A 13,536-nucleotide genomic window follows, 5' to 3' on the forward strand; every position below is an offset into this window, starting at 1 on the left:
CCGCGCAAAAATCGTGGCATGCCGCCACCCGCAACTTTCGATATCGATACCCTCCCGGGCAGCTCCAATTTGACCGCCTTGGAGACGGCAGCAGTCGTCCGTCGCACTCCCGGAGCGCTGGAGCAGTGGCGGCGCGATCCGAACCACCCGCTGAAATGGCGCTATGTCGACGGCCGCCCGCTCTATCGAGCAGACGCGGTGCGCAACTATCTGGCCGGATGCGACAAAACCACTAAGCCATCTCAGCCGCATAGTGTTCCCGGAGACGGCCGAGTAGCTCGGCCTTGATAGGATCGAGCGGGTTTGTTCTCCGCAGGCGCACGGCCTTGCCAACCCGTATCGCGCCGACCAGCTCCGCGATGTAATCATGAGCCGCTTCGAATGCCATCTTGCGAATGATCCACTGTTCGTCGTGATTGTAGACCTGATCGATTCCACTTGGCTTTTGCCCGACACACAGCCGCTGGATCTCATTGTCGTAGCCACAGCGGGACATGATGGTGCGCAGACTGCGCCGTAAGTCATGCATGGTGAATTTTGCGACACCCGCCTCCTTGACCAGGCGGTTGACCATCTTGGTGAAGCCGGACATCTGCCCACCGGTTTTTGGTGACGGGAAGACGTAGTCGGACGTGGCGCGCTGAAAATGTTTCGCGGCCGCGAGCACCTCATCAACGAGGTGAGTACGCGGTACATCGTGGTGTAGGCCCATCTTAGTCCATGCCGCATCGAACGTAATGCGATCCTCCATGACGTGCTTCGACCACTCGATCATGGTTGGCTCGCTCCGGCGCGGACCACCGAGCAGGCACGTCCTTGCCAGAAGCCCGAAGGTCCCGAGCTTGCCGGATGCGTGCCAGAATTTGATGATTTCTTCATCGGTCAAAGCACGGCCCTTCGTTCGGCGCCCAATCCTTTGCGCACGGGTTTCCTTAGGCTCGCGATAACCGGCAAGCACATTGTGGTCGACGTAGCCCTCGCCAACGCACCATTCGAGGAAGGTGTGGGTGTGCTTGCGCAGGTCCTTGGCCGCGCCCCGCTTGCCGGTTTTGGCGACCCGGTCGACTGCCGCCATGATTTGCCGGCGCGTCAGGTCCCCCACGCCATTCTCGGCGTGCTCCTTGAGCCCGCGCCGCAGCGCCGACATTGCCGGCTTCCAGTTGACGACCTGCCGTCCCGTCAATGACATCTGGTAAGGACCATCTTCAACGATGAGGTCGGCCAGCATCGTGCGCTGCTTTTCAACCGCCTGTTGTCGCCTCGCCTCGCGTTTCGCGTCGTTTGGGTCCATGCCCTTGAACACCTCGCCTGCGGCAATGGTGGCGGCCTTGCGCGCGGCCTTCTCGTTGTACTTGGGCCATGGTCCGAGGGTCTTGCGCTGGGTTCCTCTCACCCCCGGCTTGGTGAAGAGGTAGACCCAAGTCCGGCCGCCGGTGATGCGCATGCGCAGGGCGAGGCCGGGCAGCTTGTCGTCGTGGAGATAATGCTGTGCCTTGCCCGGCGGCACCGTGGCGCTACGGATTACTGCATCGGTGAGTGTCAGCTGGTTGGTAGGCTCCGGCATGGCCCTTGCGCTCCTATCGAGGTGTGCCCCGAAGACGCCCGGATCATCCAAGCGACGGGAAGCTTGCGTTGACTTTCCTTCGCTTTTCCGCCCCGGGGCACACCAGCGCGGAAGAACGGCGCCTTGAAGAACAGAGGGAGCACAGATCCCTCCCCGATTTGTGTGCCCCAAGGGAAAATCTGCGGCGGGCACAACGGGGGCACACAAAATGCGGTATGGCCGCTTATGGCCCCGTGAGGCTCAAACGGCCATAAGCTACTGCATTATAATGAATTATTGCGACAACACTATGGCCGCGTTGGGTCAACCTGGATCTACAGATTGTGGTTCACACGGGAGAGGTCCAAGGTTCGATCCCTTGTGCGTCCACCATTCCCCTGCCTGAACCGCCTGATCCCTTCCCGAACCGTCAGGTCGGACGATGGTCGACATTCCGGTGCCGGTGCCCCGTCGGCACCGCCTCATCAAAAATGTCGAAAACAACCCCATGCAAAGGAGCGGCCGGCATTCCCGGCTCACTGCCGGCGGCGCTGCGGCGTGGGTGACGGGTTGGCTGTGCGCCGGCTGAGCTCGCCGAGCAGGTCGCGCACGGCGCCGTCGAGTTCGTCGGATGGCGGGGCGGCTTGATCGGCGCCTTGGATGCCGGTCGACCGGGACCAGCCGCGCGCGGAGATGTCGTCATTCGCGGCCCGAAGCCGCGGCGCGCGTCCGCGCGGCGGTGACCGGCGTTTGCGGAACGAGATCAGCGCGCGGACGCCATACCCCGATACGAACCCGATCCCGGCGACGAGAACGACAATCAGGAGCTCGAGCATCGTGTTGTCCCACCATCACCCTGCCGCAATGCAATAAGCGCGACAATGCGGCAGCGGCTTGACCGGGCCGGTTCCTTTTCACTGTATCGCACACAATCCTGCCCCACGGAGTCATACGGGGTTTTGTTTGCAGGCCTCCTCGGCTACCTTCCCGGAACTCGCGAGGGGGCCGGGACGTCTCGATGCGCAAGGGCAATGATTACATTCTGAAGCTGCGACCGTGGTCGCTGTCGACCTTCGTCGTCGCATTGCTGGCCGTGGTGCTGGCTACCGCCACGCAGGAGATGTTCGCAAGCTTCGGCATGCAGCTCTATTTCGCGGGCTTCGTGCCGGCGATCCTGATCGCCGGACTGGCGGGCGGCGCACCGGCCGGCGCCTTTGCAACGATCATTACGGTTCCGATCGTCTGGTGGGCGTTCATGCCGCCTTATTTCGAGTTCTCCTGGCCGACCGCCGACGACTACGACAGCATGGCGATGTTCCTGCTGTCGAGCGCGCTCCTGGTCAGTTTCTCGCAGCTCTACCGGGAAGCGCTGGCCATCCTGCGGAAGTAAGCGGTCACCGCGCGTCGGCCCGCCGGTACCGGCGCGCCGATTGTTTGCACGGACGGACCGCCTGCCTTCAGATGCCGAACATCCAGACCGCGACGATGGTGGCGAGCGTCGCCACGCCGCTGACCGTCCAGCCCACCGCGTAGAATGTGTTCTCCGGGGTGGTGTCGAGCACAATGTTGGTGGTTTCCGTCATTGACCGCCAGCGCATGGCGTCTCTCCTCGGAACTCCTGCCCGCAACACAACGCGCATCATGGTTCCCGGGTTCCGCGCTTGTGCGGCGCGCCGCGCCGTTCACGCCCGGCTCACGGACTGCTGATCGGTGCCGCGGAACCCTGCGACATTCTGTCCCGTTGAGGGCCCGATAGGAACCAACTTGGGAGAACCATCCGATGCGAACATTGATCCTCGCCGCCACGGCGCTTGCCTTCGTCTCGTCCACCGCGCTCGCGCAGGACAAGGCGGGCGGCAGCGCGGCCCCGGCCGCGCAGAGCGGAGACACGGCAACCAAGGGCGAGGCGACCAAGATGGCGCCGAAGAAGAAAGCCAGGAAGGCCGCCAAGAAATCGAGCACCAAGGCCGGCGCCGCAACGACCGGCGACGATGCGGCCAAGCAATAAACAGAAACAATCGTCCGCGGCGATGCCGGACATTGCCGCCTAAGGAAATCGACACCTGAAGGAAAGGCCGCCCGCAGGCGGCCTTTTCACTGTCCCGGTGCGGATGCTGCCTCGGCCTGTGACGTCGCATTCAACTGCGCCGCCGGCTTGAAACAGTGAAGCCTGGCCCAGTCGAGAGCTGGACCAGCGAAATTGAAGTGCGGGAGAGGGAGCGAAAGAGGCGCAGAGCCGATAATCCGCACCGCCATTGGATCGTTCTGAAAAATGACCACCGGCTCCAGGAATTGCTCCACCTCCCGCGCCTTCTGTTCTGCCGCGCGTGCAGGGGTGGCGCATGATCCAAACGGGCTATCACCGCGATGCGCGGAAGGAATCATGCGACAGACTTAACGCTGCGCGCCGTCGTCGCGCTTCTGCCCAACCCCGCTCTCTCGCAGCCGCTCCGCAAACCAGCGCGACGCGGCGCTGTCGATGATGCCGCCGGCATAGACCTCGGACGAGCTCACGCCGTTCGGCCCGACGATCACGAGAACACCCATCGCATAGGCAAACCAGACATTCGGGTCGGTCAGCGCCTGCAGCTTGCGCTGATCGTGCTCGAGCGGTTGGTGATTGCTGTCCTTGCGCAGCTCGATGGCGAGCAGATTGTTCGGGATGTCGCGCTGGTGCACGACGATATCAGGGTAGATCGACTTGCCGAGATGGTCATCGGTCGAGCTCCCCGAGCCCCGCGGCAGCCGCAGCGTGCGCTCGCCGAGCCGGTCGTAGTTGCAATCGACCTGCCAGCCCGGAAACTGCCGCTCGACATAGACCGCCAGGCGGTGAGTAAGCGTTCGCTCGCCGAGATCGCGCTCCAGCAGGAACGTCTCCTGCGCATAGAACTCCGCGACGGCGGCGATCACCTTGTTCAGCTCGGTCTGCATTGGCGCCTCCGACTGGACTGGACCGCCGCCACGGCCGTTTGAGATTGCGCTGCTACATCTGCACTTCGATCAACCGCGGCCCCGGTTCGGCGACCACGTCCGCGAGCGCCTTGTTGAACTCGTCCGCTGATGTGACCGCCACCGCCGGCACACCCATGCCCCTGGCGAGCGCGACGAAGTCGAGCGTCGGCCGGTCGATCTTCAGCATGTCCTGCGCCCGCTTGCCCGGCTCGCCGGCGCCGACGCCGTCGAACTCGCCGCGCAGGATCTGGTAGATCCGGTTGGCGAACACGATGGTCACGACGTTGAGCCCTTCGCGCGCCTGCGTCCACAGCGACTGGATCGTGTACATCGCGCTGCCGTCGCCGACCATGCAGATCACCTTGCGGTCCGGACAGGCGACCGCCGCGCCGGTCGCGACCGGAGTCGAGAAGCCGATCGAGCCGCCCATGTTCTGCAACCAGTCGTGCGGCGCGGCCCCCGCCGTCGGCGGGAAGAAGCCGCGGCCGGTGGTGACGGACTCGTCCACCATGATGGCGTTGTCGGGGATGGCACAGGCGATCGCCTGCGCGATCGAGCCGTGGTTGAGCGCGCCGGTCGGCTTGACCAGCTCCGGATGCTGCTGCGGCTTGACGTCCTTTGCCGTCGCATGCAGCGCATTGGCCAGCGCCTCGAGGGCGGCGACCGAATTCTCGCCCCAGGCGGTCATGCGATGCACCTCGCAGCCTTCCGCCTTCAGCATGCTCGGCTTGTTCGGATAGGCGAAGAACGCCACCGGATCGTTGGCCTCGACCAGCACGATGTGACGGAAATTCTTCAGGATCGGCAGCGCCTGCTCGATCACATAGGGAATCCGGTTGATCGAGAAGCGGCCGCGGCCGCGCGCCATGCGCGGGTGATAGGTCTGGCCCATCACGGTGCAGCCGGTCTTGCCGGCGATGCGCTCGGCGAGCGCCAGTCCGTGCTCGCTCAGCGCGCTGCCGGTGACGAGCAGCAGCGTGTGCGCGGCATCGCCGTGCAGGATCTTTGCTGCGGTGTCGACCGCCTGCGGCGAGTAGCTTGGGCGCTGCGTGTCCACCGGCACGTCGGCGATACCGTCGGCCTCGTTCCAGGCGGTATCGGCCGGCAGGATCAGGGTTGCGATCTGCGGCGGCGCGCTCTTGGCGGCGGCGATCGCGGCCGCGCCGTCGGCGGCGACCGACCTGGCATCCGGCGAGGTGCGGACCCAGGACGACATCGGCCGTGCCAGGCCCTCGATGTCCGAGGTCAGCGGTGCGTTGTAACCGATATGGTAGGTGGCATGCTGGCCGACGATGTTGACGATGCCGGAATGCGCCTTCTTGGCGTTGTGCAGATTGGCAAGGCCGTTGGCGAGGCCGGGCCCGAGATGCAGCAGCGTCGAGGCCGGCGTTCCCTTCATGCGGAAATAGCCGTCGGCAGCCCCCGTCACCACGCCTTCGAACAGGCCGAGCACGCAGCGCATGCCCGGAACCTTGTCCAGCGCCGCGACGAAATGCATCTCCGAGGTGCCCGGGTTGGTAAAACAGACATCCACGCCGCCTGCGACCAATGTCCGCACCAGACTTTCCGCACCATTCATACTCTCGCTCCCGTTCCGCGGTGTTCTTGAGGTCACTCCAGACCATGAGCTGATCCGGTTGAATCAGATCATGGTCTTATCCTTTTGTTTGGTCGCGTTTTCTTTACGCGAACCGGTACCCACTTCGTTTGAAATCGCTCCAGATCAACCATTCTTCATCCGCTTCGTCAAAGGCTTGACCGGACAATGCAGGTATCGCCTGCGGTCTGTTGCCTTTTTAAACCGTGTTGCCGGAAAGTGCCTGATGTCACCGCTTCGTCGCTTGCGAAACGCCGGCAATTGTGGCCTCTCTGAGAGATATTTGATTGTTCGCGAGGACGACGACCATGCGCCCGATTGCCTTGATGTTTGCCGCGCTCACGATCCTGGCAGCTGCCGGCCAGGCCCAGGCCCAGTTCTTCGACTCCCGGGGCTACAACGGTGACAACTCGCCCTTCTTCGGCGGTAGCGGCGGAGGCGGCGCAAGTCCGATCCCGCGCACCACCGTCAACTACCCGACCAATTACGCTCCCGGCACCATCGTGGTGAATACCGCCGAACGCCGGCTCTATCTGGTGCAGGGCAACGGCATGGCGCTGCGCTACGGCATCGGCGTCGGCCGCGACGGCTTCCGCTGGAGCGGTGTCCACCGCATCTCCGCGAAGAAGGAATGGCCGTCCTGGACGCCGCCCTCGCAGATGCTGCGCCGCCGCCCCGATCTGCCGCGCCACATGAACGGCGGCATCGAGAACCCGCTCGGCGCGCGCGCGATGTATCTCGGCTCGACGCTCTACCGCATCCACGGCTCGAACGAGCCGGAGACGATCGGCCAGGCGGTCTCGTCGGGCTGCTTCCGCATGACCAACGAGGACGTCCAGGACCTCTATGATCGGGTCTCGGTCGGCACCACTGTGGTGGTGAAGAACTGATCGCGCCGATTTCGCCGGAATCCGGCGCGGCGATCCGGCACTCCAACTGATGGCGCCGCCTTGATCACGGCTTGCGCTGCCGCAGAGCTTGCGGCAGCGTTGTCACGATGTCCCAGCCCCGCCTCTCGATCCTGTTCCTTCTCGCCGCAGTGCTCGCTGCGTGCCTCGTCGACACCACAGTGCCCGCAGCCGCGACCGAGGTGCCGGCGATCGCGGCGCGCCAGCGCAACGAGAAGAAGGTCTTCACCGACGCCGAGATCGTCGAAGGCTTCCTGAAGACCGCGTTCGGCGCCGAGTATCATCTTGCCGGACGGGTCGATCGCATCCGCAAATACGACCGACCGGTGCGCGTGTTCGCCGACGGCAGCCGCGCCGACCGCAAGGCGCAGCTCGGCAAGGTCGTCGCCGACATCCGCGCCCGGGTGCAGCATCTCGACATCGCGATGACCGACGACCAGGACGCCGCCAATGTCGTGGTCAAGCTGGTGCGCGACCGCGAGCTCTACCGCACCATCGCGACCTTCTACGGCCAGGAGCGCGCCAGGGAGATCCGCTCCTCGCTCGATCCGCAATGCCTGTCCGGCTTCCGCAAGAACGAGAATTACGAGATCGAGCATTCCGACGTGATCCTCACCGTCGACAATGGCGATTTCGTCTTCCTCGACTGCGCCTATGAAGAGCTGTTGCAGTCGCTCGGCCCGATCAACGACACCGCGACCGTGCCGTGGACCATGTTCAACGACAGCGTCTCGATGGGCTTCTTCGACGTCTACGACCAATATCTGCTCAACCTGCTCTACGACCCCCGCATCAAGCCCGGCATGACCGTGCAGGAGGTCAAGGCCGTGCTGCCCGCCGTGCTCACCGACGTCCGCGCCTGGGTGGCGAAGGTGAACCATCTGGAGTGAGGGTACTGTGACAGACGCCAACGCTCGCAACACATGAAGATGTCATCACCCGCGAAAGCGGGTGATCCAGTATTCCAGAGGCAGCAGTGCTTGAACCGAGAAGCCGCGGCGTACTGGATCGCCCGGTCGAGCCGGGCGATGACGGCTGAGGATGCGGACGCAGCTTCGCGCTCACGCGCGCGTGAGGCGAGCACCGGCAGTAGGGTTCCCTCTCCCCTTGCGGGAGAGGGTTAGGGAGAGGGGCGCCACACGACGTGCACTCTCCGGATTCGACTCGACGACAAGCCAACAAGTTGCCAAAGCGATGCGCTGATCGATCAGTTCGCCCGGGGCCACCCCCTCTCCCCGCCCTCTCCCGCCGGCAAGTCGGGCTTGCCCGACTTGCGCGAATTTATGATGCGCAACCGGGGTAGACCCCGGTTGCGTGGGAGAGGGAGCCTGTGCAGCGTGCTCACCTTACTGTTCACTCCGCAGGATGCGGAATCACCGACCTCCCCGCTTGACCCTGCCCCTGCGGCCGCCTCCATAGAGACGCGGTCAGATGACGCGAGGTGATTCGATGAATGCTGCTGCCGCCCGTTTCCTCAGTCCGTCCGAAGCTGCAAGGCAGCTCGGCATTTCCGCGAAGGCGCTCCGCCTCTATGAGGAACGCGGCCTGATTGCACCCGGCCGCACGCCGGCGGGATGGCGCGCCTATGGCCCGGCCGAGATGGCGCGCGGTGCCGAGATCGTCGAGCTGCGCGCGCTCGGCCTCGGCGTCAGCGAAGTCGCGCGGATCCTGGACGGCGACGCCGTCGTGCTCGGCCGCGTGCTGGCCGCGCACGAGGCCACGCTCGAAGCGCGCATCCGCCAATGCGGCGACAGCATCGCCAGAATACGCCGGCTGCGCACCGACCTCGGCGGCGGCAAGCTGCCCGCGACGCGCGACCTGATCGGTGCCGTCAGAGCGCGGCCGGCGACCGGCGTCGCGTTCGATCTGCCGTGGCCGTGGGGCGGTGAGCGCTTCGAGCTGCGCGAGATCAAGCGGCTGAATTACATCGTCGGCCCGCTCGGCAGCGGCAAGACGCGCCTCGCGCAGCGGCTCGCGGACGCGCTGCCGGGCGCCAGCTTCATGGGGCTCGACCGCACTGCCGACGGCGGCGCGGCGGTTCGTGCGCGGCTCGATGCCGACCCGGCGCACAAAGCGAGGGTCGAGGCGAGCCTTGCCGTCCTGCTCGCCGACGGCGCAACGGACTCGCCGGCGCTGCTCACCCTGCTCGCGGCGCTCGAGGCCTGCGACGGCGCGATCCCGGTGATCGACATGCTTGAGCACGGGCTCGATGCGTCGAGCCAGGAAGCCGTGATCGCGCATCTGCGCCGGCGTGGGCCGGAGGCGCGGCCGCTGTTCTTCCTGACGCGCTCCAACGCGATCCTGGATCTCGACGCGGTCGGTGACGACGACGCGATCATCCTGTGCCCTGCCAACCACAGCCCGCCGATCCGCGTCGCGCCGATTCCGGGCGCGCTGGGCTATGAAGCGGTCGCGACCTGCCTCGCCGCGCCGGAGGTGCGCGCGCGGACTGCGGGCATGGTCGCGTGGCGGCCGTCATGACTTCTCGCATGAGTTGTATTATAATCATACAACAATGCACGACTCAGGTCGGATGCGCGGCAAAAAACTGTGCTATAAGCTCGCACAATGAGCGAGCTTCCCCGTACCCAGGCCTTGCGTTGCTTCATCACGGTCGCCCGTGAGGGCACTGTATCGCGCGCCGCCGCGATGCTGAAACTGACCCAGCCGGCGGTCAGCCTGCAACTGAAGGCGCTCGAGGAAAGCACCGGGCTGCTGCTGTTCAACCGCACGCCTGCCGGATTCACGCTGACCGAGGCCGGCGCCGCATTGCTGCCGCTGGCGCACCGCGCGGTGGCGGCGGCATCCGACTTCAAGGCGATGGCGGATCAGCTGAACGAGGCGCAGCGCGGCACCTTGCGCGTCGGCACCATCCTCGACCCCGAATTCACCCGGCTCGGACCGTTCGTGCGCAGCCTTGCGATGTCCTCGCAACGCACCGAAGTGTTCCTGCGCCATGGCGTGAGCGACGACGTGCTGGCGCAGATCGGCAGGGGCGAACTCGACGTCGGCTACTATGTCGACGCCACGCCGCCGGAGCAGCTGGTCCATCACAGCTTCACCGAGCGGACCATCGCCGACGGCCGCTACCAGCTGGCGCCGCTGCTCTGCTACGACTACCGCGTGATCGCGCCGATCGCCTGGCGGGACCGGGTGATCGGCAAAGGCTGGGCAGAGCTCGCCGAGCTGCCCTGGCTTGCGACACCGCCGCATTCCGGTCACCGGCGGCTGCTCGACGACGTCTTCCGCCCGCTCGGCGCATTGCCGAAGCGCGTCGGCTACACCGACCAGGAGGAGGCGATGATCGACTTTGTCGAATCCGGCCTCTGCCTCAGCCTCGCGCGCGACAGCGTGCTGGCGCCGCGGATGGCGCGCCCGCATCAATTCGTGATCGCCGATAGGGTGAAGCTGACCTGCGATCTCTCCTTCGCGAGCCTCGCCGCCCGCCGCCAGGAGCCGGTGATCGCCCACGCCTACGCCGCGGTGCGCGCGGTGTGGAATATCAAGCCGGCGATCGCCGGCGCCGGGCCGACGCGGACGCGCAAGGTCGCGAAGAACGTGTGAGCGGCGCAGGGCTACGACCTAGGCAGCCACGACCACCGGTCTCGTCATATCAGCCATTGCCGGCACCAGCGACGGCGCCTCGCAATCCTGCAGAGCAAGCTCGTCCAGGAGTTCTTGCAGCCGTGGCGGCAGATCGGCGTAATCGCCGCGCAAGGCGTGGCGCAGCCGCTCGCCGATCTCTTCGCAGATGGCGCGTGCGTGCTCGGGCGCGATCAGATGAGGCTCACGCATCGACGTGGACCAGTTGGACGTCAATTGCTTGCAAAGGCCGCGAGCCGTCAGACGGCATTTCCGCGAACGCGGATCCCGCATGCGTACATGCGATCAAAACCAGGATCCGAACAATGCTGAACATGGTTCGTACTCCCTCTTCTCCTCCATCGATAGCAGCAGGTCGTTGCCGTCCGCTTAGGGAAACTGGTTCGCGCGGCCTTTAAGGACGTGGTAAACGCGAAGTTTCGCGACCCCGCGGCAGCCGATCATGTCCCCCGCGAAGGGGACAGACACAGCCTGCGGAATCAATATGATGCGGAGCGGGACGGCGGCCGGCTATCCGGTCGCACAAAAGCAACCTGCTGGGAGGATTTGCGATGAAGCTGGCGATGGCCGGAATCTGGGTGCTCGCGGGTGCCGTCCTGATTGCGCCGGACGCGCGGGCCGACATCAAGGTCGGCGTCGTGGTGTCGGCATCCGGACCGGGCTCGGCGCTCGGCCAGCCGCAGATGCGCACCATCGCGGCGCTGCCGAAGGAGATCGGCGGCGAGAAGGTCAGCTATATCGCGCTCGACGACGAATCCGATCCCACCAAGGGCACGCAGAATGCGCGGCGCCTGGTGATCCAGGACGGCGTCGACATCCTGATCGGCTCCTCGCTCACCCCCGTGACCATGCCGATGCTCGACGTCGCCTTCGAATCCAGGACGCCGATCATCTCGCTCGCGGCGGCGACTGCGATCGTGCGACCGATCGACGAGCGCCGCCGCTGGGCCTTCAAGGTGGTGCCCAATGACGATCTGATGGCGGCCGCGATCCTGAAATACATCGCCAAGTCCGGCGTCAAGACGCTGGGCTATATCGGCGTCTCCGACGGCTACGGCGAAGGCTACTACAACGAGGTGTCGCGGCTGGCGCCGACCCTCGGCCTGACAGTCACGACCCATGAGGTCTATGCCCGCGCCGACACCAGCGCGATGGGCCAGGCGCTGAAGGTGATCGCGACCAACCCGGAGGCGGTGTTCATCGCCTCCGCCGGCACGCCGGCCGTGCTGCCGCAGGAAGCGCTGCGCAGCCGCGGCTATGCCGGCAAGATCTTCCAGACCCATGGCGTGGCGTCGGAGGAATTCATCAAGCTCGGCGGCGCCAATGTCGAGGGCGCGGTGTTCACCGGCGAGGCCTTCACCATCGCCGACGACCTGCCGGCGAACGATCCGTTCCGCCAGGTGCGCGACGCATTCGTGTCGTCCTACGAAAAGGTCAACGGGCACAAGCCGAATATCTTCGGCGCGCATCTGTGGGACGCCGTGACGCTGTTCCAGCGCGCGGCGGCCATCGCGCTGAAGACGGCGAAGCCCGGAACGCCGGAATTCCGCGCCGCGCTGCGCGACGAGCTCGAACGCGGCAAGGACGTCTATCTGAACAACGGCCTCTCCACCATGAGCCCGACCGACCACAACGGCTATGACGAGCGGTCAGCATTCGTGATCAAGGTCGACGGCGGCAAGTTCCGGCTGGTGAAGTAGGACGTCCAACAAGACGTAGCCCGGATGAAGCGAAGCGCAATTCGGGAGCACCGGCCCCGGATTTCGCTGCGCTTCATCCGGGCTACCGGTCTCGAAATCCCTACCTCACACCTTGCCCTTGCCCGATCCGCAGATGCCCTTCAGTGCCTGCCATTCGGCCGGTGACAGCAGCGGCGGGCCGCTCGGCCGGATGCCGGCATCGGCCTTGTCCATGCGCGCAAGGCGGTCCTCGGTCAGCGGATGGCTGGAGACCAGCGAGAGGCCCTTGCCGCCTTCCTTGCCGGTGACACGGAACATCAGTTCGCCCATCGGCTTCGCCGGACGGCCTAGCTTGTGCATGGTTTCGATCGCAAAGGTGTCGGCATTGGTCTCGGCGTCGCGCGAATAGGACGACGTGACCAGCGAGCGCGAGGCGAAGATCAGCGCACCGGAGCCCGTGACGTCGCCGAACAGCAGCCCGATCAGGAACGAGGTGCCGCCATTGTGGATCAGCTCGCGCATGCTGTCGCGATGCCGGAGATGGCCGAGCTCATGCGCCAGGACGCCTGCGATCTCGTCGGGGTTTTCCGCCTTCTCCAGCAGCCCGTCGAACAGATAGACCTTGCCGCCCGGCAGCGCGAAGGCATTCGGCACCGACGTCGCCAGCACGCCCGAATGCACCGAATTGTCGAGGCCTGCGCTGTCCCGCAATTTGCCGACCAGCTTCGCGAAGGCCGCCTGTCCCGCCGCGTTGCTGCACGGCTTGCCGTCGAACACCACCTTGACCTGCGCCTCCGCGACATCGCCGAGCCGGCGCTCGAAGGACTCCGGCACCAGCGGCGTCAACCGCTCGGCGGCGAGCGGCACGCCGAACAGCACCACCAGCACGATCGACACCGCGGCCGCGAGCGACCAGCCGACGATCGCGGCGACGCCCCTGCGGTTCGGCAGGTCGGCCTCGAGCGTATCGCAGCGCGCGACAAGCTCGGCGATCAGCTGGAGATCGCGGATCTCGAGCCGCGCCAAAGATGGCGCGCTCTGGCAGCTCAGCCGCAACAATCCGGATGGGCTGTCGGCGCGGCGGATATCGTGGAACGCCCAGCGCGCGAGCAGCTCAGCATCCTGCCTGATCTCCAGCGCATCGGTCAGCTTGAGCCCGACGACGCGCCGCCGGTTCGAGAGGCCGTCGAAGAAGACGCCGCCGGGATCCGGCGGCGCTGCGGAGTTGGCCGCGCCGGCATCGGACTCCATGAT

The 13,536-nt window shown here is 65.6% G+C and carries 14 protein-coding genes; 7 read left to right on the top strand and 7 right to left on the bottom strand.

Translation table 11 applies throughout. The features are described 5' to 3' along the window. Positions 1 to 232: 232 nt before the first annotated feature. Both ACVINW_RS02855 and ACVINW_RS02860 read right to left on the bottom strand, forming a co-directional pair. On the bottom strand, positions 233 to 1,564 hold the full coding sequence (locus tag ACVINW_RS02855; protein WP_456749904.1) for a tyrosine-type recombinase/integrase: 1,332 nt from the start codon (positions 1,562 to 1,564) through the stop codon (positions 233 to 235). 515 nt (positions 1,565 to 2,079) lie between these two features. After that, positions 2,080 to 2,379 (bottom strand): hypothetical protein, encoded by a 300-nt coding sequence (locus ACVINW_RS02860; RefSeq protein WP_456749905.1) that lies wholly within the window; start codon positions 2,377 to 2,379, stop codon positions 2,080 to 2,082. 182 nt (positions 2,380 to 2,561) lie between these two features. Between ACVINW_RS02860 and ACVINW_RS02865 the strand changes: the two genes are divergently transcribed. Next, complete coding sequence (locus ACVINW_RS02865) at positions 2,562 to 2,933, top strand: DUF4118 domain-containing protein (protein ID WP_456749906.1); 372 nt, start codon at positions 2,562 to 2,564, stop codon at positions 2,931 to 2,933. Between the two features lie 67 nt (positions 2,934 to 3,000). Here the strand turns inward: ACVINW_RS02865 and ACVINW_RS02870 are convergent, their stop codons facing one another. Beyond that, on the bottom strand, positions 3,001 to 3,141 hold the full coding sequence (locus tag ACVINW_RS02870) for a hypothetical protein (RefSeq protein WP_456749907.1): 141 nt from the start codon (positions 3,139 to 3,141) through the stop codon (positions 3,001 to 3,003). A gap of 182 nt (positions 3,142 to 3,323) precedes the next feature. Between ACVINW_RS02870 and ACVINW_RS02875 the strand changes: the two genes are divergently transcribed. Next, positions 3,324 to 3,551 (top strand): hypothetical protein, encoded by a 228-nt coding sequence (locus tag ACVINW_RS02875; RefSeq protein WP_456749908.1) that lies wholly within the window; start codon positions 3,324 to 3,326, stop codon positions 3,549 to 3,551. 386 nt (positions 3,552 to 3,937) lie between these two features. Here the strand turns inward: ACVINW_RS02875 and ACVINW_RS02880 are convergent, their stop codons facing one another. Then, positions 3,938 to 4,474: a hypothetical protein gene (locus ACVINW_RS02880; RefSeq protein ID WP_456749909.1), complete on the bottom strand. Its 537-nt coding sequence runs from the start codon at positions 4,472 to 4,474 to the stop codon at positions 3,938 to 3,940. Between the two features lie 52 nt (positions 4,475 to 4,526). Further along, on the bottom strand, positions 4,527 to 6,074 hold the full coding sequence (locus tag ACVINW_RS02885) for an acetolactate synthase large subunit (protein ID WP_456749910.1): 1,548 nt from the start codon (positions 6,072 to 6,074) through the stop codon (positions 4,527 to 4,529). Between the two features lie 326 nt (positions 6,075 to 6,400). Between ACVINW_RS02885 and ACVINW_RS02890 the strand changes: the two genes are divergently transcribed. From ACVINW_RS02890 to ACVINW_RS02905, 4 genes are all read left to right on the top strand, one after another. Further along, positions 6,401 to 6,982 (top strand): L,D-transpeptidase, encoded by a 582-nt coding sequence (locus ACVINW_RS02890; RefSeq protein WP_456749911.1) that lies wholly within the window; start codon positions 6,401 to 6,403, stop codon positions 6,980 to 6,982. Between the two features lie 107 nt (positions 6,983 to 7,089). Beyond that, positions 7,090 to 7,890: a DUF2927 domain-containing protein gene (locus ACVINW_RS02895; protein ID WP_456749912.1), complete on the top strand. Its 801-nt coding sequence runs from the start codon at positions 7,090 to 7,092 to the stop codon at positions 7,888 to 7,890. A 559-nt stretch (positions 7,891 to 8,449) separates the two neighbouring features. Further along, the gene (locus tag ACVINW_RS02900; protein WP_456749913.1) at positions 8,450 to 9,481 is read left to right on the top strand and encodes a MerR family transcriptional regulator; all 1,032 of its coding nucleotides are present in this window, start codon (positions 8,450 to 8,452) and stop codon (positions 9,479 to 9,481) included. A gap of 87 nt (positions 9,482 to 9,568) precedes the next feature. After that, a complete protein-coding gene (locus tag ACVINW_RS02905; protein ID WP_456749914.1) occupies positions 9,569 to 10,564 on the top strand; it encodes a LysR family transcriptional regulator in 996 nt (331 codons plus the stop codon). An 18-nt stretch (positions 10,565 to 10,582) separates the two neighbouring features. Here ACVINW_RS02905 and ACVINW_RS02910 read toward each other — a convergent pair whose 3' ends face one another. Then, positions 10,583 to 10,795 carry a hypothetical protein gene (locus tag ACVINW_RS02910; RefSeq protein WP_456749915.1) on the bottom strand — a complete coding sequence of 71 codons (213 nt, stop codon included), beginning with the start codon at positions 10,793 to 10,795 and terminating at the stop codon, positions 10,583 to 10,585. Positions 10,796 to 11,154: 359 nt separating this feature from the next. Between ACVINW_RS02910 and ACVINW_RS02915 the strand changes: the two genes are divergently transcribed. After that, on the top strand, positions 11,155 to 12,303 hold the full coding sequence (locus ACVINW_RS02915) for an ABC transporter substrate-binding protein (RefSeq protein ID WP_456749916.1): 1,149 nt from the start codon (positions 11,155 to 11,157) through the stop codon (positions 12,301 to 12,303). Between the two features lie 105 nt (positions 12,304 to 12,408). On the opposite strand, the gene ACVINW_RS02920 is transcribed toward ACVINW_RS02915, so the two are convergent. After that, the gene (locus ACVINW_RS02920) at positions 12,409 to 13,533 is read right to left on the bottom strand and encodes a M48 family metallopeptidase (protein WP_456749917.1); all 1,125 of its coding nucleotides are present in this window, start codon (positions 13,531 to 13,533) and stop codon (positions 12,409 to 12,411) included. Positions 13,534 to 13,536 lie beyond the last annotated feature (3 nt).

This window comes from Bradyrhizobium sp. USDA 4461 (assembly GCF_054055655.1).